Origin of the sequence: Microbacterium galbum (assembly GCF_032464915.1) — a bacterium.
GTDB lineage: Bacteria > Actinomycetota > Actinomycetes > Actinomycetales > Microbacteriaceae > Microbacterium > Microbacterium galbum.
On record NZ_JAWDIS010000003.1, the window covers coordinates 608,227 to 625,780 of the forward strand.

The 17,554-nt window shown below is 70.9% G+C and carries 17 protein-coding genes; 6 read left to right on the top strand and 11 right to left on the bottom strand.

Going from position 1 to position 17,554, the window contains the following annotated elements; genetic code table 11:
* Nucleotides 1-150 precede the first annotated feature (150 nt).
* Nucleotides 151-1,080, top strand: a complete 930-nt coding sequence (locus RWH45_RS15685; protein WP_315995792.1) for an AEC family transporter — start codon at nt 151-153, stop codon at nt 1,078-1,080.
* A gap of 85 nt (nt 1,081-1,165) precedes the next feature.
* On the top strand, nt 1,166-1,717 hold the full coding sequence (locus tag RWH45_RS15690; protein ID WP_315995793.1) for an HdeD family acid-resistance protein: 552 nt from the start codon (nt 1,166-1,168) through the stop codon (nt 1,715-1,717).
* Nucleotides 1,718-1,763: 46 nt separating this feature from the next.
* Here RWH45_RS15690 and RWH45_RS15695 read toward each other — a convergent pair whose 3' ends face one another.
* Together RWH45_RS15695 and RWH45_RS15700 are read right to left on the bottom strand one after the other, a co-directional pair.
* Nucleotides 1,764-3,734 carry a S9 family peptidase gene (locus RWH45_RS15695; RefSeq protein ID WP_315995794.1) on the bottom strand — a complete coding sequence of 657 codons (1,971 nt, stop codon included), beginning with the start codon at nt 3,732-3,734 and terminating at the stop codon, nt 1,764-1,766.
* A gap of 2 nt (nt 3,735-3,736) precedes the next feature.
* Nucleotides 3,737-4,501, bottom strand: coding sequence for an SDR family oxidoreductase (locus RWH45_RS15700; RefSeq protein ID WP_315995795.1), 765 nt, complete (start codon nt 4,499-4,501; stop codon nt 3,737-3,739).
* A 212-nt stretch (nt 4,502-4,713) separates the two neighbouring features.
* Here RWH45_RS15700 and RWH45_RS15705 point away from each other — a divergent pair, with 212 nt between their 5' ends.
* The 4 genes from RWH45_RS15705 to RWH45_RS15720 all read left to right on the top strand — a co-directional run bounded on the left by RWH45_RS15705 (nt 4,714) and on the right by RWH45_RS15720 (nt 7,414).
* Nucleotides 4,714-5,205, top strand: coding sequence for an NfeD family protein (locus tag RWH45_RS15705; protein WP_315995796.1), 492 nt, complete (start codon nt 4,714-4,716; stop codon nt 5,203-5,205).
* Nucleotides 5,202-6,155, top strand: coding sequence for an SPFH domain-containing protein (locus tag RWH45_RS15710; RefSeq protein ID WP_315995797.1), 954 nt, complete (start codon nt 5,202-5,204; stop codon nt 6,153-6,155). The genes RWH45_RS15705 and RWH45_RS15710 overlap by 4 nt, the downstream gene beginning before the upstream one ends.
* A complete protein-coding gene (locus RWH45_RS15715) occupies nt 6,155-6,949 on the top strand; it encodes a glycerophosphodiester phosphodiesterase family protein (protein WP_315995798.1) in 795 nt (264 codons plus the stop codon). The genes RWH45_RS15710 and RWH45_RS15715 overlap by 1 nt, the downstream gene beginning before the upstream one ends.
* Before the next feature lie 93 nt (nt 6,950-7,042).
* Complete coding sequence (locus RWH45_RS15720) at nt 7,043-7,414, top strand: RNA polymerase-binding protein RbpA (RefSeq protein WP_315995799.1); 372 nt, start codon at nt 7,043-7,045, stop codon at nt 7,412-7,414.
* A gap of 54 nt (nt 7,415-7,468) precedes the next feature.
* Here RWH45_RS15720 and lnt read toward each other — a convergent pair whose 3' ends face one another.
* From lnt to RWH45_RS15765, 9 genes are all read right to left on the bottom strand, one after another.
* The gene (gene lnt, locus RWH45_RS15725) at nt 7,469-9,037 is read right to left on the bottom strand and encodes an apolipoprotein N-acyltransferase (RefSeq protein WP_315995800.1); all 1,569 of its coding nucleotides are present in this window, start codon (nt 9,035-9,037) and stop codon (nt 7,469-7,471) included.
* On the bottom strand, nt 9,034-11,517 hold the full coding sequence (locus tag RWH45_RS15730; RefSeq protein WP_315995801.1) for a DEAD/DEAH box helicase: 2,484 nt from the start codon (nt 11,515-11,517) through the stop codon (nt 9,034-9,036). The genes lnt and RWH45_RS15730 overlap by 4 nt, the downstream gene beginning before the upstream one ends.
* Entirely contained in the window at nt 11,514-12,272 is a 759-nt protein-coding gene (tatC, locus tag RWH45_RS15735; protein WP_315995802.1) for a twin-arginine translocase subunit TatC, read from the bottom strand. Before tatC ends, RWH45_RS15730 begins: the two co-directional genes overlap by 4 nt.
* Before the next feature lie 63 nt (nt 12,273-12,335).
* Complete coding sequence (gene tatA / locus RWH45_RS15740) at nt 12,336-12,593, bottom strand: Sec-independent protein translocase subunit TatA (protein ID WP_315995803.1); 258 nt, start codon at nt 12,591-12,593, stop codon at nt 12,336-12,338.
* Between the two features lie 108 nt (nt 12,594-12,701).
* Nucleotides 12,702-13,691 carry a helix-turn-helix transcriptional regulator gene (locus RWH45_RS15745; RefSeq protein WP_315995804.1) on the bottom strand — a complete coding sequence of 330 codons (990 nt, stop codon included), beginning with the start codon at nt 13,689-13,691 and terminating at the stop codon, nt 12,702-12,704.
* A complete protein-coding gene (locus RWH45_RS15750) occupies nt 13,688-14,617 on the bottom strand; it encodes a helix-turn-helix transcriptional regulator (RefSeq protein ID WP_437127355.1) in 930 nt (309 codons plus the stop codon). The genes RWH45_RS15745 and RWH45_RS15750 overlap by 4 nt, the downstream gene beginning before the upstream one ends.
* A gap of 160 nt (nt 14,618-14,777) precedes the next feature.
* The gene (locus tag RWH45_RS15755) at nt 14,778-15,725 is read right to left on the bottom strand and encodes an FKBP-type peptidyl-prolyl cis-trans isomerase (RefSeq protein ID WP_315995806.1); all 948 of its coding nucleotides are present in this window, start codon (nt 15,723-15,725) and stop codon (nt 14,778-14,780) included.
* A 49-nt stretch (nt 15,726-15,774) separates the two neighbouring features.
* Nucleotides 15,775-16,800, bottom strand: coding sequence for a tRNA (adenine-N1)-methyltransferase (locus tag RWH45_RS15760; RefSeq protein WP_315995807.1), 1,026 nt, complete (start codon nt 16,798-16,800; stop codon nt 15,775-15,777).
* Entirely contained in the window at nt 16,797-17,495 is a 699-nt protein-coding gene (locus RWH45_RS15765) for an HAD family hydrolase (RefSeq protein WP_315995808.1), read from the bottom strand. Before RWH45_RS15765 ends, RWH45_RS15760 begins: the two co-directional genes overlap by 4 nt.
* Nucleotides 17,496-17,554 lie beyond the last annotated feature (59 nt).

The window sequence follows — 17,554 nt, forward strand, 5'->3', positions numbered from 1 at the left end:
GGACTTGCGCCGCTGCCCGTGACCCGACACGCCCCCGCTCCGTGCGAAGCTCCCTCCCGCCCCGCACCCGCGTCACGGCCGCCTCCGCGCCCCCGCTACGCTCGAGAGGATGCCTCTCTCCCCCGCCCCGTCCCGTCACGGGATCCACGCGTGAGCGGCATCCTCACCGGATTCGCCGTCGTCGGCCTCGCCGTGATCGTGGGCTATGTCATCGCGCGCATCGATCTGCTGGGTCCGCACGCGCGGCACGTCCTCAGCCGCCTGACCTTCTTCGTGCTGTCGCCGTTCCTGCTGTTCACGGTGCTCGCCACGGCCGACGTGGCGACGCTGTTCTCGGCCCTGCTGCCGGTGTCGATGATCACCGCCGCCGCGATCATCGCCGTCTCCGTGCTCATCTCGGCGCTGATTCTGCGCCGACCGGTCGGTGAGACCGTGATCGGCGCGCTGTCGGCGGGGCAGGTGAACAGCAACAACATCGGCATCCCGATCTCGCTCTACATGCTCGGCAACGCCGCGTTCTCGGCGCCCGTCATCCTGTTCCAGCTGCTCGTGCTGATGCCCATCGCCCTGGGCATCCTGGATGCCGCGACCTCGGGCTCCCGGAACATCGGACGCATCCTGGCGCAGACGGCGAAGAACCCGATGCTCATCGGCTCCGCGCTCGGCGTCCTCGTCGCGCTGCTCGGCATCGACCTGCCGCCCATCGTCTTCGACCCCCTCCATCTCATCGCGGGCGCGTGCGTCCCCGTGCTGCTGATGTCGTACGGCATGTCGCTGTACGGCCAGCGCGTGCTGACGGAGCCCGGGCGCCGCGTGGACATCGTCATCGCCTCGGCGCTAAAGCTGATCGCCATGCCCGCGATCGCGCTGCTGGTGGCGTCGCTGTTCGGTCTGCCCGAGGAGCAGATCTTCATCGTCGTGGTGCTCGCGGCACTTCCCACCGCGCAGAACGTGTTCAATTTCGCACAGCGCTACGGCGTCGGCGAGATCCTCTCGCGCGACGTCGTGTTCATCTCGACGGTCGGGTGCCTGCCCGTACTGTTCGCGGTCGCGCTCCTGCTCGACCACTCCCCCGCGTGACCGTCCGCGACGGGACGTTCGCGTGGGTTTCACGCCCGGGTCTAGGGTGAGCACTGTTCTCAGCGTTCACTCAGAAAGGCTCGCCATGTCGCCCTCGTCCACGACCAGTCCCGCCGTCGGAGCCGTCCGGACCGCCCTCGGCGTGAGCGGCGCGCTGTCGCTCGTCATCGGCCTGCTGATCCTGCTCTGGCCCGGTCGCACAGCCCAGGTCGCCGTCGGGATCATCGCCGTCTACGTCATCATCGCCGGGGTGGTGAACATCGGTATCGGTCTGTTCTGGCGCTCCGGCTGGGCGCGCATCGGCTACATCGTGCTGGGCGTGCTGTTCATCGTCGCCGGCATCTTCTCCTTCACCAACCTGCCGGCCACCGCCGCGTGGTTCGGCGTCTTCATCGGCACGCTCGTCGGCATCCTGTGGATCATCGAGGGCGTCGTCTCGCTCACCACCGCGGGCCACGGATCGAAGGCGCGCGCATGGACGATCTTCTTCGCGATCGTCAGCATCGTCGCCGGCGTCGTCCTGCTGTTCTCGCCGCTGCTGGGGGCGGTCACGCTGTTCCTGCTGATCGGCGTCTCGCTCGTCATCCTCGGCGTCTTCCAGATCGTCCGCGCGATCCAGTTCGGCAAGGCCGTCTGACCCCGACCGCCGGACGGCCCGGATGCCCTCGCGTCCGGGCCGTCCGTCAGGTCACCGGCAGATGCCGGCCCCACCACTCGAGCACGGCCTCGAACCGCTGGACGCGGTGCTGCGGCCGCCCGGCGCGGGTGAGCTCGTGATCCTCGCCGGGGAAGACGAGCATCTCGGCCTCGGTCCCCTGCTGCTTCAACGCCGCGTAGTAGCGCGTGGCCTGTTCGAGCGGGCAGCGGAAGTCGAGCTCGGAGTGGAGCACGAGCGTCGGCGTGCGCACCCGGTCGACCACAGCCATCGGACTCTGCGCCGCGACCTGCGTCGGCTCGGTACCGATGTACTCCTGGCCGAAGAACGAGCCGATGTCGCTCAAACCGGGGAAGGAGGCGGGGTCGAGGAAGCCGCGCTCGACGATCGCGCCCGCGAAGCGGTGGTCGTGCGCGATGATCCACGCCGTGAGATACCCGCCGTACGACCCGCCCATGACGCCGACGCGTCCCGCGTCCAGCCGCGGGTCGGCTGTCACGACGGCGTCGAAGAAGTCCATGACGTCGAAGAAGTCGAGCGTCCCCATGCGCTGCCGGATCGCTCGCCCGTGGGCGCGACCGTATCCGGCGCTCCCCCGCGGGTTGCTGTAGACCACCGCGTAGCCGGCATCCACCAGCACCTGGGTCTCGTCGAAGAGGTGCACGCCGTAGGCGGCGTAGGGTCCGCCGTGGATCTGCAGGATCACCGGGAACGGGCCCTCCCCCTCGGGGACGGCGACCCAACCGTGCACGGGGTAGCCGTCGCGCCCGGTCACCTCGTGATCGATCGGCACGACGACGCCGCGGTCGCACGCCGCGGCCCCGAACCTCGTCAACGCCCGCATCTCGCGCCCGTGCATCATCACGAGTTCGCCGAACGACTCGGGAGAGGCGACGGATGCCACGACCCGTCCCGCCGCCGCGGCGTGGCCGTTCACCTCGAGGTCGCCGCCGAGGACCTCGGTCACGGTGCCCGTCCGCGTCACGCGCAGCAGGCGCACCCGCCCGCGGGTGCGATCCTGCACGAGGACGTCGTCGCCGTCGAACGAGAGATGGCTCCCCACCTCGCCGAGGTCGATCGTCTCGGGGTCGGTCAGCACGCGTGGTGCGTCGCCGTCGAGGGCGAACAGCGCCACGCCCGGCGCGACGAAGTCCACGCCCGAGCCGCCGACATCGTGCGCGAGGAGGAAGACCGTTCCGTCGGGCGCCGTCTGGACCGCCGACACCGACAGGTTCTCGGCGATGCCCAGCACCTCGCGCTGCACTCCCCCATCGACGGCAATCGCGGCGACGCGGTCGCGCAGGTCGCGCCGCGAGGTCTCGATCATGTCGGGCACGCTGAGCACCTCGGCGCCGTCGAGTGTCCAGGCCACGCCGGCCCAGCTCGTGCCGCCGCGGGTGAGCTGCGTCGCAGGGTGGGGCACGACGCGCGTCTCGGGCTCGTCGATCGCGGGCGCGGGCTCGTAGAACGGCTCCGCGTCGGTGGACGGCACGTCGACCACGAACACCTGCGCGGGACGATCGAGATACCCGAGGCCGTTCGCGTGCCACCGGATGCCGGTGATGCGCCGCGGGGGTTCGGCACCGGCATCCCGCCCCTCGACGGTGCCGTAACGCCCCGGCTCCGGCACCCGTGCCGTGAACGCGAGACGTCGGCCGTCGGGCGAGAAGGCGAGGTCGGTCACTCCCCCGGGTCGGTCGGTGACCTGCACGGGCTCACCGCCGGAGGCACCGACGACGAAGATCTGCAGGCGCCCCTTCGCGTCGCCGCGGAGGAAGGCGACGACGGCGTCATCGGGTGAGAGACGCGGCGACCGATCCTCCACCCCACGGGTGAGACGGCGCGACGAGGCCGTGGCGAGATCGGCCCGCCAGAGTTGTCCCACCGCACGGTCGGCGGCGAGGTCGGGGCGTGAGGTCGCGAAGACGGCGAAGGCGCCGTCCGAGGAGATCGCGGGCCGACCGACCCCGATCAGGGACTCGATGTCGGTCGGCCGCATGCTCACTCGCCTCCGAACGAACCCGTGTCTCCGACGAGGCGGGTGTTGTCGGCGGGCACCGGGTCGACGGCCGCACGCGCGACCTCGGCGGCGAACTCGGCGACGTTGTAGAGCTTGCCGGCGTCGTCGCGGCGGGCGGCGATGGCGCCGGGGTTCGCACGCTCGAGCAGCGTCGCGGTGATCGTGCCCTCGATCATGTCGCCCGAGACCACCGTGAAGCCGATCCCGCGCTCCTCGAGGGCGGGGATCTCCTCGCGCAGCGCGTCTTCTCCCGCGCGCTTGGAGAGGGCCACCGGCTCGTACTCCGGCATCGTCGGGGTCGAGCGGATGAAGTGCGCCTGGTGGCTGGTGACGAAGACGACGCGCGCGTCGTCGTTCAGCAGCGGCAGCGCCGTCTCGAGCACGTTGACCTGTGCGTCGCGGTTCAGCAGCAGGGCGTAGTCCTCGGCCATGCCCGACTCCATGCCGCCCGAGGCGTTGAGCACGAGGATGTCGAGGCCGCCGAACGTGCGCTCGACCTCGCCGAACATCGCCGCGACCGACTCGGGGTCGGTCAGGTCGGCGCCCACCACGAGCGCCTCGACACCCAGCTCGCGCAGCTGGGCGGCGAGCTTCTCGGCCCGCGGCGCCTTGTTGCGGAAGTTGATGACGACATCGGCGCCGGCCTCGGCGAAGTAACGGACGGTGTCGGCGCCGATGCCGCGCGACGAACCGGTGACGAGGGCGGTCTTGCCGCTCAGCGAGCCGGACGGGAGGGTCTGGGACACGGGAGAACTCCTGAGGATCGTGGGTCGACTCCCCAGCCTACCGACCGCCCCGCCGCCCTCTCGGGAAGGGTAGCTCCTCGAGCGGCGGAGGCCCTCGGTCGGCGAAGCCGGTCGGCCGGGGAAAGCTTCTCCGCCGGGGAAGCCTGTGCGGTCGTCGGGAAGCGGCCCGGGTGGCGTTCCCCGGTGCTACGTTCGGGCTCAGGAGGTGCGACATGGACGTTCTCTCCCTCATCGACACGTGGGCATGGATCGGGTGGCTCGTGCTGATCCTGGTCTTCCTGGTCGTCGAGATGCTCACGGGCGAGCTGACGTTCCTCATGCTCGCCGGCGGCTCCGCGGTCGGGCTCGGCGCGGGAGTACTCGGCGCACCGCTGTGGCTGCAGGTCGTCTCAGCCGCCCTGGCCGCCGTCGCGCTCCTCGTCTTCCTGCGCCCCCCGCTCCTTCGACGACTGCACCGCGGCGCCGACGCCCGCCCGTCGAACGTGGAAGCGCTCCTCGGGCTCGAGGGTCTCGTGCTGTCGCGGGTCTCTCCCGCCGTCACGGGGCAGGTCAAGCTCGCGAACGGCGACGTGTGGACCGCGCGCAGCGACGGCGACACCCGACTCGACCCCGCCACGCGCATCGAGGTCGTCCGCATCGACGGCGCCACCGCCGTCGTCCGCTCGAAGCCAGGAGGCACCCCCATGAGAATCGGACCGTCATGAACCTCGCAACGTCGATCCCGGCCACCATCGGGTGGGTCCTCGCGATCGTGGTGGCGGCGTTCGTCGTCATCGTGCTCGTGCGCGCCATCCGCATCATCCCGCAGGCCCGCGCGGGGGTCGTCGAGCGTCTCGGGCGCTACCACAAGACCCTCACGCCCGGCCTCAACCTCGTCGTCCCGCTCATCGACCGGGTGCGACCGCTCATCGACATGCGCGAGCAGGTCGTGTCGTTCCCACCGCAACCGGTGATCACCGAAGACAACCTCGTCGTCTCGATCGACACCGTCGTCTACTTCCAGGTCACCGACGCGCGCGCCGCCACCTACGAGATCGCCAACTACCTCGGCGCCGTCGAGCAGCTCACGACCACGACCCTGCGCAACGTCGTGGGCGGGTTGAACCTCGAGCAAGCGCTCACCAGTCGCGACAACATCAACGGGCAGCTGCGCGTCGTGCTCGACGAGGCCACGGGGAAATGGGGGATCCGGGTCGGGCGCGTCGAACTCAAGGCGATCGATCCGCCCCTTTCGATCCAGGATTCGATGGAGAAGCAGATGAGGGCCGAACGCGACCGGCGCGCCGCGATCCTGACCGCCGAGGGCTCGAAGCAGTCGCAGATCCTCGAGGCCGAGGGCCGCCGTCAAGCGGCGATCCTCGAGGCCGAGGGCGACAAGCAGGCGGCGGTGCTGCGCGCGCAGGGCGAGGCCGAGGCCATCCACTCCGTCTTCACGGCGATCCACGAGGGCCGTCCCGACGACAAGCTCCTCGCCTACCAGTACCTGCAGACGCTGCCCAAGATCAGCGACGGCGCCGCGAGCAAGCTGTGGATCATCCCGAGCGAGTTCACCGAAGCACTTAAGGGCTTCTCCGGAGCCTTCACCTCCCGCACTCCCGGCGCGGACGGCCCCGCGTCGCTCTCGCCCGACGCGGACCCCTCCACGCCCCGATGATGCGGCATCCCTACCTGTCCCCCGCCGCTCCGCGCGTGCTGGCCCACCGCGGACTCGTGACGGCGGATGCCGCCTCCCACGGCGTCGTCGAGAACTCCTTCGCCGCCGTCGCCGAGGCGCACGCCGCCGGGGCCGCGTACGTCGAGTCCGACTGCCACGTGAGCGCTGACGGAACGGTCGTGCTGTTCCACGACGACGATCTCCGGCGCGTGGCCGGCGACCCGCGGCAGATCGCCGATGTGCGCCTCCACGAGCTCGAGGAGCTCATGGCCGACCGCGGCGGTCTCATCACCCTCGCGCAGGCCCTCGAGGCGTTCCCCGAGCTGCGGTTCAACCTCGACGTCAAGGCGGCTGCCGCCGCTGACGGTGTCGGGCGGCTGGTCGCACCGCACGCCGAGCGGGTGCTCGTGACGAGTTTCTCCGACGATCGCCGCCTCGAGGCGCTCGCCGCCGCGCGCGCAGCCGGCGCCGCGCAACGCCCCGCGACATCGCCGGGACAGGCGACGGTGGTGCGGCTGCTCGCCGCGCGCGCCCTGCGACGGGCGGGGCGCGTGGGCGCCCTCCTCGACGGGCTCGACGCCCTGCAGGTACCGGAGAGGCAGGGGCCGCTGCGCATCGTCACGCGCGGCCTCGTGCGCGATGCGCACGCGCACGGCGTCGAGGTGCACGTGTGGACGGTGAACGCCGACGACGACATGGAACGCCTGCTGGATCTGGGCATCGACGGCCTCGTCACCGACCGGGCCGACGCGGCCCTCCGGAAGGTGAACACGCGGGGAACTCCAGCTGTCTGAGCATCCTCTGTGAAAGGCGCCACGATGCCCGTCGTTCGAATAAAGCGCACAGGTGCGGACGTTATACATGGTGACCGACGAGAGGACCACAAAATGGCAGACCGCAGTCTCCGCGGCATCCGACTCGGCGCCCAAAGCCTCCAGAGCGAAGACGGCGTCGTGTTCCACGACCGTGCACAACACACCTACATCTGCAGCACCTGCGGACGCGACACCGTCCTGACCTTCGCTGCGGACGCCGAGGTTCCGGAGTCCTGGGAGTGCCGCACGTGCGGCGCCGAAGCGCTGCTGCGCATCGGCGACGGCACCGCGACCGTCGACCACTCGGGCGACAAGGCCGCCCGCACGCACTGGGACATGCTGCTCGAGCGCCGCACGCTCCCCGAGCTCGAAGAGTTGCTCGAAGAGCGCCTCGCCTTCGTGCGCGCCCGTCGTGGCGCGGGCAACGAGAAGCTCAGCGCCTGACGTGCCGATCAGGGCGTCCTGATCAGGACGTCCTGACCGAAGCGCCCTGAGAATTCAGACGCCGGCCCCCGTGGGGGTCGGCGTCTTCTTCGTGCGCCGCGCGCGCACCGCCAGCGACAGCCCTGCCGCGAGAAGACCGGCGAGGCTCCCCCACCCCAGCACCATCTTCACGGCGGGACCGATCACCACCGCGGGCGTCAGGCCGGTGCGGAGGGGCACGTCGGTCAGCATGTGGCCGGCCTCGTCGATCGGCAGAGCATCGAGCGTCGACCCGTCGGGCGCGATGACCTGACTGGTCCCGACCGTCGACAGGTTCACGACCGCACGCCCCGTCTCGATCGCGCGCATCTGCGCGAACGCGAGCTGCTGCAGGTTCTCGTCGGTGCCGCGGAAGTCGGCGTTGTTGGTCTGGAACATGTAGACCTGGGCGCCCGCGTCGGCCCCGTCCCACACGACGTCGTCGTAGATGACGTCGAAGCAGATCGCCAGCCCCACGCCCACGCCGTCGATGTCGATGAGCGGACTCGCCGTGCCCGGCGTGTACTCGCGACCGATGAGCCCGATGAGGTCGGGAGCGAAGGGCTCCCAGAACGCCCGGTCGGGCACGTACTCGCCGAACGGCACCGGATGCCGCTTGTCGTACGTCGCACCGGACTGCCCGTCGGCCGTCCACAGCAGCGCCGAATTGAACAGGTCGGGCCCGCGCTCCGTCACCGCGGACACGAGCAGCGGCGCGTCGACGCGGCGCGACAGCTCTTCGAGCACCGCGGAGGTCGAGTTGTTCGCGGTCGGGTCGGAGTCGACGCCTCCCTCGGGCCAGAGGAGCACGTCCATCTGCTGGCCGAAGAGCGGGGCGGATGCCGCCAGCTGCGCGTTCAACACGGCATCGCGCGCCCGCTGGTCGAAGTACCCGGCTGGGCCGTTGCCCTGGACCGCGCCGACGCGGAGCGACCCGGCAGCCGCGGTCGGGAACTGCGGCAGCACCAGCAGCACCACGAGCAACCCGGCGGCGGGGACGGCGGCGAGGGGCCTGCGAAAACGGCGAAGGCGAACGAGCTCGACCGCCATCGCACACAGCAGCACGATGAGGAACGACAGGCCCGACATCCCCACCCACGACGCGACCTCGGCGAACGGCCCGTTCACCTGCGACACGCCGATGCGCCCCCAGGGGAAGCCGCCGTAGGGCCACGACCCGACGATCTGTTCGCGCAGCACCCATAGCCCCGCGACGAGCGCCGGGAGCGCGAGCGTGCGGCCGAGCACCCCGGGAACCACGCGGGGCACCCACCGGTACGCCAGGGCGATCGGCACCGCGAGCACCGCCGTCAGCAGCGCCTCGAGCACGAAGAGCGCGGCCCACGGGATGGGTCCCAGGTAACGCGCCGTGAAGAGCAGGTTGACCGAGAAGAAGGCCACGCCGAAGAGGAAGCCCACCAAGACGGCCGACCAGAACCGGCGGCCGATGAGCGTCAGCAGGGCCAGGGCGACGGCCGGGAACGCCAGGGGCCACCACGCGAGCGCGGGATAGGCGGTGACCAGAAGGAGTCCCGCCACGACCGACAACGGCGCGGCGAAGGCCAGGCGCAGCAGAGGTCGCGGCGGCGGGGTCGTGCCGCTCATGCCGACGTGTACGCCACGATGCCCCGGCGCACCGCGTCCAGTGCGGTGCGCGCGGTCTTCGCGAGCGGCGGCTCCGCGACGAGCGAGATCTGGTCGAGCAGGTCGATCGTCTGCTTGGCCCATCGCACGAAGTCCCCCGCGGCCATGTCGGCCAGGGTCAGCACGCTGTCCAGCGGCAGGCCGCGCGCCCAGGCGTGCATGGCCGGCGCCAGGCCCGAGGCGGGGCTCTCCGAGCCGGGGAGGCGGTGGTCGCGTTCGAGGTCGTCGAGCTCCTGCCACAGCGTCTGCGTGGCATCCAGGGCTCCTCGGAAGGCACCGCGGGGAAGTCCTCGCTCCCCCGGTCCGGCCTCGTCGCGCCGCGGTTCGTACACGAGGCAGCACGCGAGAGCGGCGAGCGAGGGGGCGTCCAGCCCGTCCCACAGGCCCTGGCGCAGCGACTCGGCCACTAGCAGATCGCGCTCGCCGTAAATGCGGCGCATCGTGCGGCCGGCGCGCGTGAGCACCGTCGCGCCGTCGGCCTCGATCGCCACGTACTCCAGCGCGGCAAGCACCTCGACGACCCGGTCGAACACGCGCGCCACGGTGCCCGTGCGCTGATTGATCTGCTGCCGGGTCTTGTCGGTCGAGCGTTTGAGCTTCCAGTACCGCTCCGCCCAGCGCGCATGCGCCTCGCGGTCGGGGCACGAGTGGCACGGATGCCGCTGCATCCGCTTGCGCAGCGACTGGATCTGCTGCTGGCGCTCGTCCCTCAGGCGCCGGGGCGCGGTGGCGTCGCGACGGTTGATCTTCTCGAGGTCGCTGAGCTCGCGGCGGATCGTGGAGTACTCGCGGAAATCGCCGCGGTCGCACGTCATCGCCTTCTCGTAGCCGTCGAGCGACTCCTCGGCATCCTTCACCTGACGCGCCAGACCCACGACCGAGCGATCGGCCTGGAACTGGGCGAACGAGGACTCGAGGATCTCGCGCGCGCGGGCCCGCCCGAACTGGTCGATGAGGTTCACGGCCATGTTGTAGGTGGGGCGGAAGCTCGAATTGAGCGGGTAGGTGCGACGTGAGGCGAGGGCCGCGACCGACTGCGGGTCGAGCCCCTCGGTGAACTGCACGACCGCGTGGCCCTCGACGTCGATGCCGCGACGGCCGGCACGGCCGGTGAGCTGGGTGTACTCGCCCGAGGTGATGGCGACGCGGGCCTCGCCGTTGAACTTCTCGAGCTTCTCCAGCACCACGGTGCGCGCGGGCATGTTGATGCCGAGGGCGAGCGTCTCGGTCGCGAAGACGACCTTCACGAGCTTGCGGCGGAAGAGCTCTTCGACGACCTCCTTGAACGCCGGCAGCAGGCCCGCGTGGTGGGCCGCCATTCCGCGCTCGAGGTTGTCGCGCCACTCCCAGAAGTGCAGCACGGCGAGGTCTTCGTCCTTGAGGGTGAAGGTCAGCTCGTCGACGATCTGGCGGATCTCGACGCGTTCCTCCGCCGAGGTGAGACGCACGTTCGCGCGGCGCAGCTGCTGCACGGCCGCGTCGCACCCGGCGCGACTGAAGATGAAGAAGATCGCCGGCAGCAGGTGGTTGCGCTGCAGCAGCTCGACCACCTCGGGACGGTCGATGCGCTCGATGCGCGGGCCCTGCTGCGCGCGCAGCGGCTTGTGTCCGCCGCGGCGCTGATGCGCGTGGCGCGGGCCTCCGGCGTGGCGGGCGGAGCGGTACTCCTGGGCTCGCCGGTTGTTCTCGTACCCGCCCGCGTTGCCGCCGCGGATGCGCAGCAGCTCCTGGTTGACCTGGGCCGTGGCCACGCCGGCGCGGTCGTCGAACAGCGGCAGCAGGTCGCCCCGCACGAGCACGTGCTGTTCCAGAGGAACAGGACGCGTCTCCGACACGATGACCTCGGTGTCGCCGCGCACGGTGTCGAGCCAGTCGCCGAACTCCTCGGCGTTCGACACGGTCGCCGACAGCGACACGAGCTTCACCGACGGCGGGAGGTGGATGATGACCTCTTCCCACACGGCGCCGCGGAAGCGGTCGGCGAGGTAGTGCACCTCGTCCATCACGACGAATCGCAGGCCCCGCAGCGCCGGTGAATCGGCGTAGAGCATGTTGCGCAGCACCTCGGTGGTCATCACGACGATGCGCGCCGAGGCGTTGATGTTGGTGTCGCCGGTGAGCAGGCCGACCTCGTCGTCGCCGTACACCTCCTGCAGCTCGTGGAACTTCTGGTTCGAGAGCGCTTTGATGGGCGTGGTGTAGAACGCCTTGTCGCCCGGCTCGAGCATCGCGAGGTGGATGGCGAACTCGCCGACGATGGTCTTGCCGGCACCGGTGGGCGCGGCGACCAGGACGCTCCGCCCGTCCTCGAGGGCGTGGCATCCGGCGATCTGGAAGTCGTCGAGCTCGAACCGCTGCATCTCGGCGAAGTCGGCGGTGTGCGGGTGCGACGAGCGAGCGCTCGCGCGGGCGAAGCGCTCCGCGGGGCTGGGGGAGGTCACGCGATGGGCCCCGGCGCCATCTCCGCGGCGACGCGACGGGCCTTGCGGCGGTCGAACAGCAGCGACAGTCCGGCGGCGGCGAAGAAGAGCACGATCAGGATGCCGGCCAGCATCAGCATGCTCACGACGTCGGCCGCGGGGGTGGCGAGGGCCGAGAAGATGACGGCGATGAGGATCGCGACTCGCCATCCCTTCAGGATCGCCCTGCCGCTCATGACGCCCGCGACGTTGAGGGCGACCAGGAACACCGGCAGCACGAACGAGACGCCCACGACGATCAACAGCTTGAAGACGAAGTCGTAGTAGTCCACGGCGTTGTAGAAGTTGACCCCGCCCTCGGGGGTGAAGCCCCACATGAGCTCGATCACGTGCGGGACGATGAGCAGACCGACCCAGCACCCCACGAAGAACAAGGGAACCGCGGATGCCACGAAGCCGACCGTGTAGCGGATCTCCTTGCGCGTGAGACCGGGCATGATGAACGCCCAGATCTGCCAGAGCCAGATCGGCGCCGACAGGAAGATGCCGATCGAGAAGGCGATCCGCATGCGCAGGTCGAACGCCGACGTCACCGAGGTGAAGTTCAACGCCGAGAAGTCGTCTCCTCGCCGCGCGGCGATCTCGCGGATCGGCTCGGTGATCAGGTGGATGATCGGATCGGTGATGATGAACGCGACCACCATGCCGACCACGAGGGCGAGCGCGGCGATCATCAACCGCTTGCGCAGTTCGACCAGGTGCGCCCCGATCGACATGCGCTTATCGCGCCGCGGTTCCTCGGGGAGGTCTATCCGCGGCGATCGTGCCGTCGCCACGCGTCAGACGGTGGGGTCGGTCGACCTGCGCGGTTCGGGTGCCACGGCCGGCGCGGTGCCGCTGTCGGCGGGCCGCGGAACGTCGGAGGACTGCGCGGACGCGACCTCGTCGTCGCGCTTCATCTCCTTCATCTCGCTCTTGAACACGCGAGCCGACTGACCCATGCTCTTCGCGAGCGCGGGAAGCTTGGCGGCACCGAAAAGAAGGAGGATGACAGCCAGAACGACTAGCAGGTGCCATCCGGTCAATCCCTGGAACATGAGGACTCCTCGTCTCGTTCGGGCGAGTCATCAGTCTAACCCGCGCACACGGCGGGCGACCCGACCCGCGGGGAAATCCCCGTAGCGTCCAGATACACCGCCGGCGGATCAGTCTTCGTCGATGTATTGCGCCAGCCCCGCCGCCGCCCACGCGGCCGCCGCGCGCCGCGCGCCGAGCGGCTCCAGCAGCTCCACCTCTCCCCCGCGGCGGGCCGCGAGCCGTTTCAGACTCTGCTCGTCGGCGAGGCGCAGGGATGCCACGGCCGTGTCGTCGTCGGCATCCTCGATCTCGGCGCGGTCGAGGTAGTCCGCCAGCAAAGGCGCCACGGCGCGCGGGAAGCGGAAACGCGCGACCACCTCGTCGTCGCCCGGAGCGAAGAGCTCCGGCACGGGGTCGGCACCGTGGACAGCCGCGATGTCGGTGAGGGTCGGCTCGCTCACGCGGTCGAGGAGGAAGGTGCGCACGGCCTGGCGGAGGTGATCCCAGCCCTGCAGATACCACTGGCCGTTGGCGATGTGCACCTTGATCGGGTCGACGGTGCGCGAGGCCGGGGCGGCACCCGGGGCACGGTACACGAAGGTCACCGCGACGCGCTCGCGCAGGGCGCGGTCGACCACGTCGCGGACGCCGTCGACGGGTCCGGGCGCGACGATCACGGGCGGTGGAGCGGCGGCCGCTCCCCGAGCGAGCTTCTCGAGCAGTCCGGAGACCACGTCGCTGTCGCCCACGCCGGGGAGGCTGCGTGCGAGCTGCAGACCGGCGAGCAGCGCCGCCGCCTCTCGGGCCGTCAGCCGCGGGGAGCGTTCGAGCCCGACCGTGTTCGTGATGGCGATGACGTCGTCGCGGTCGAGCAGGTCCCAGTCGATGTCGAAGAGGTCGTGCGGCAGCTGCCAGTAGCCCTGCTCGCCGGGCAGGCCGATCACGGTCAGGCGCTCGACCATCGCGCGCATCTGCTCGGGCGCGACGTCGAACTCAGCCGCGGCCTCCGCCACGCTCACCTCGCCCTTGCCCAGAAGGTACGGCACGAGCTGCAGCAGGAGCGCGGCGCGATCGAGGGCCGCGATCGGGCGGTCACCCCCGGGACGATCGACGCTCATGCCGCTCCCCCGTGCCGCTCGAGGGTCGCCCGCAGGCGCCGGACGACCTCGGTGCGCAGGTCGGCGGGGGCCACCACGCGCACCTCGGGGCCGTAGGAGGCCAACTCGTCGGCGAAGACGTGCAGATCGACGTAGGGCACGACGATGCCCTGCGGCGCCTCCTCCGCCCGCCGTGCGAGACGCAATGCGGCCTCGGTGCCCGGGTGCACCTCGAGCAGAGCCCGTTGACGCGCGGCGACGTCGTCCAGTCCCCGCAGAGCGCGCTCCCCTGCCCCCTCGCGCAACGCGGGCGGGAACTTCTCCCGGGTGACGGTGACGTCGCTGACGATGCGCGACAGCAGGAACGTGCGATCGGCGCCGACGTTGACGTCGAAGCCGTACACGTGCCATCGCGCCTCGTACTCGACGAGGGCGAGAGGACGCAGACGGCGCTCGCGCGGCTGCGCATCGCCCGGGCGCAGGTAGGTGAAGGTGACGGTGCGGCACTGCTCGATGGCGCGCTGCAACGCCCCGAAGGAGGCGTCTCGCACCCGGATGCGCGGGGCGTAGCCGATGATCGGCTCGTCGACGGCGATGCCGAGGGCGCGGATCTTGCGGAGGCCGCTGCGCGCGTCGACCGAGAGCGACTCGCTGCCCCACACCCCGCCGGCGATGTTGAGCAGCGCGATCTCCGCGGGGCTGAAGGAGATGTCGACGGGGAGCGCGTACTCCGCGGTCGGCACGCGATAACGGGCCTCCCGCAGGTCGTCGGGGTCGGTGCGATTGCCGATCGTCTCGATGGGCACGCCCAGCCCGCGGAGGTTGTCCTTGTCGCGCTCGAACATCTTCTCGAGCGCGTCTTTCGAAGACCCCGCGTCGAGCTGTTCACGGTACCCGGCCACCGACGACAGGATCGTGTCCTTCGTCAGGCCCTGCTCGGTCGCCATGAGCGCGACGACGAGGTTCACCAGACGCTCCTCGGGAGCGTTGCGGGAAGCGGCGGGCACCCGCCCATCCTAGGCCGGGGCCGGGGCCGAACCGCCGAGACCGGCCCGCGCGCGCGAGGGCGACGGCGGGCCGGTCTCGAAACGACGCGGAGGGGCGGACTCAGCCGATGGTGCCGAGGATGTCGACGACGTACACCAGCGCGGTGTTCGCCGGGGCCTGCAGCGCCTGCTGGTCCTGCTGGGTCTGGTCGGCGGGCACGACGACGAGGACCTGCGAGCCCACCGGCTGGCCCTCGAGAGCCGAGGCGAGGGCCGGGGGCAGCGCGGAGACCGTCGCCTGCCCCGGGGCGCCGTTCTTCCAGGTGGAGGCGAAGGTGGTCTTGGCGCCCCAGGCGACGCCCTGGACGTGGATGATGGCCGAGGAGTCGGCGGTCAGCACGTCGCCGTCGCCCTTCTTGATGACCTGCGATCGCACCTCGGTCGGGGCGTCGCCGGCGGGGATGACGACACCCGGCTGACCGTCGGGCGCGCGCACGACGGAAGGCATGCCGGAGTCGGCGTTGTACTGATCGGCCCCGTCGGCCGCGGGCAGGAACACCTTGCGCACGTCGAAGACGAAGATCGCGCCGTCGCCCTCGGTGACGCCGAGCGCCTTCGCCCCGTCGGCCCCGAGGTCGGAGCCCGGGATCGCGACGGCCACGCGCGAGCCCTCGGCCACGCAGTTCAGCAGCGGAGCGATCGAGGGCACGGCCTGCGTCAGGCGCGGGAGCGGCGTCGCGGTCGCGAGATCGGCGTCGTACTTCGTGGCGACGAGCTGCTCGCCGGTCGCCGCGTCGAGCACGGTGACCTCGACCAGCGCGAGCTGCTTGTCGCTCGTGATGCGCTGCCCGTCGCCCGCGATGAGGGTGTCGGTGCCGGCCTGCTCCGGGAAGAAGGGCGAGCGCACCGTCACGGTGGGTGCAGAGCCGAGATCGCCGGTCGCCTCGACGACCGAGGCGACGCTCGCATCGGTGGGGGTCGGGCACGACGAGGCGGCGGATGCCGAGCACCCGACGAGGCCGAATCCGGCCAGAGCGGTCACGGCAACGAGAGCGGGAAGTCTGCGCACCGGAACAGTTTAGGTGCTCGCGCGGCTCTCGCCCGCCGCCCCACCCTGGTCACTCCGGCGCAGGGGCACCCTCCGTGGGCGCGGCCGCGCCCGCCACCGACTGGCGGACGCCCTCGGCGGACTTCTGCGCCTCGCGCACCCGCTTGCGCAGGTTCTTGTCGGTGATCTCACGATCGCCGACGGCGCCCGGCGTCCACAGCTCGACGTCCTCGTCGCCGTAGCTCGACTTCGACGCGCGGCGCTTGACCTCGGGCGGGATCGCGCCCGGCGCCAGACGACGGGCGGTGATGAGGAAGCCGGTGTGGGCGACCATGCGGTGGTCGGGGCGCACGGCGAGGCCCTCGACGTGCCACCCGCGGATCATCGTCTCGCTGGCATCCGGTTCGGTGAACAGGCCCGTCGCGCGGATGTACTCCGCGACACGGCTGAGCTGCGTCGCGGTGGCGATGTAGCAGAGCACGACGCCGCCGGGAGTCAGCGCGTCGGCCACGGCGTCGATGCACTCCCACGGCGCGAGCATGTCGAGCACGACGCGGTCGACGGAGGCCGGAGCCACGGCGTCCGGGAGGCTCTCGACGAGATCGCCGACGACGACCTCCCAAGTGGCGGGGTGCTCGCCGTGGAAGGTCTCGACGTTGGCGCGGGCCACCTCGGCGAACTCCTCGCGGCGCTCGAACGACAGCAGGCGACCGGCCGGGCCGATCGCTCGCAGCAGCCACAGCGAGAGGGCACCGGAGCCGACGCCGGCCTCCACGACCGTCGCGCCGGGGAACACGTCGGCCTGGGCCAGGATCTGCGCGGCGTCCTTGGGGTAGACGATCGCCGCTCCGCGCGGCATCGACATGACGAAGTCGCGCAGCAGGGGGCGCACGGCCAGGTAATCGTGGCCGGAGCTGTTGGTGACGACGCTGCCATCGGGCTGCCCGACCAGGAGCGAGTGCTTCAACACGCCGTTGTGGGTGTGGAGCTCTCCCGCCTCGCGCAGGGTGATCGTGTGCATGCGGCCCTTCGGTCCGGTCAGCTGCACGCGGTCGCCGATGCGGAAAGGTCCGCTCAGGTGGGGGGTCTCGCTCATGGGTTCACTCGCGTTTCGGGGAGTCGGGTCGGGGTGTGCGCATCGTGGAGGGCGCGGAGATCGGCGGCGGTCCGCCCCTCGAGGCTCGACCAGAGCGCGTGCGCTCCGACGCCATCGAGCGGGACCATCAGGGGGACGCCGAGCGAGACCGCGCCACTGGCGATCGCCGATCGCAGGCCGTTGGGGCTGTCTTCGATCGCGAGGGAGTCGCGGATGTCCACACCGAGGGCATCGGCCGCCTGCAGGTAGGGATCGGGGTGGGGCTTGGGCCGCTCGACGTCGTCGCCGGCGACGACCAGGTCGAAGGCGGGGAAGTCGATGAGGTCGGCGATCGACAGCGCCATGCGCCGCATCGACATCGTCACCAGTGCGGTCTTGACCCCGTGCGCCTTGAGGTCGGCGAGCAGCTCGCGCGCGCCCGGGCGGAACGGCACGCCCGTGCTCGCGAGCTGGCGCAGCACCTCGTCGGTCAGGTGAGCGATGATCTCGTCGACGCCCCACGGCACGCCGGCGTTCTGCAGCAGGCGCGCGGAGTCCTCGAGCGCGAGACCCACCATGCCCAGGGCCTGTTCGTGCGACCAGGTGCCCCCGAACCGCTCGACCAGCGGCACCTCGGCAGCCATCCAGTAGGGCTCCGTGTCGACGAGGGTGCCGTCCATGTCCCACAGGACCGCAGCGAGGGCGGAAGAAGTCATCGTTCCATCTTATGGAAGGTGCGGCTCCTCCCCCGCGCCCGCGGGGTCGCCCGGTCCGA

What these genes read in the sequence shown, in the direction of transcription:
- RWH45_RS15690 (WP_315995793.1), top strand. Translation starts at nt 1,166, where the DNA reads ATGTCGCCCTCGTCCACGACCAGTCCCGCCGTCGGAGCCGTCCGGACC.
- RWH45_RS15695 (WP_315995794.1), bottom strand. Translation starts at nt 3,734, where the DNA reads ATGCGGCCGACCGACATCGAGTCCCTGATCGGGGTCGGTCGGCCCGCG.
- RWH45_RS15705 (WP_315995796.1), top strand. Translation starts at nt 4,714, where the DNA reads ATGGACGTTCTCTCCCTCATCGACACGTGGGCATGGATCGGGTGGCTC.
- RWH45_RS15710 (WP_315995797.1), top strand. Translation starts at nt 5,202, where the DNA reads ATGAACCTCGCAACGTCGATCCCGGCCACCATCGGGTGGGTCCTCGCG.
- RWH45_RS15715 (WP_315995798.1), top strand. Translation starts at nt 6,155, where the DNA reads ATGCGGCATCCCTACCTGTCCCCCGCCGCTCCGCGCGTGCTGGCCCAC.
- RWH45_RS15720 (WP_315995799.1), top strand. Translation starts at nt 7,043, where the DNA reads ATGGCAGACCGCAGTCTCCGCGGCATCCGACTCGGCGCCCAAAGCCTC.
- lnt (WP_315995800.1), bottom strand. Translation starts at nt 9,037, where the DNA reads ATGAGCGGCACGACCCCGCCGCCGCGACCTCTGCTGCGCCTGGCCTTC.
- tatC (WP_315995802.1), bottom strand. Translation starts at nt 12,272, where the DNA reads ATGTCGATCGGGGCGCACCTGGTCGAACTGCGCAAGCGGTTGATGATC.
- tatA (WP_315995803.1), bottom strand. Translation starts at nt 12,593, where the DNA reads ATGTTCCAGGGATTGACCGGATGGCACCTGCTAGTCGTTCTGGCTGTC.
- RWH45_RS15745 (WP_315995804.1), bottom strand. Translation starts at nt 13,691, where the DNA reads ATGAGCGTCGATCGTCCCGGGGGTGACCGCCCGATCGCGGCCCTCGAT.
- RWH45_RS15750 (WP_437127355.1), bottom strand. Translation starts at nt 14,617, where the DNA reads ATGGCGACCGAGCAGGGCCTGACGAAGGACACGATCCTGTCGTCGGTG.
- RWH45_RS15760 (WP_315995807.1), bottom strand. Translation starts at nt 16,800, where the DNA reads ATGAGCGAGACCCCCCACCTGAGCGGACCTTTCCGCATCGGCGACCGC.
- RWH45_RS15765 (WP_315995808.1), bottom strand. Translation starts at nt 17,495, where the DNA reads ATGACTTCTTCCGCCCTCGCTGCGGTCCTGTGGGACATGGACGGCACC.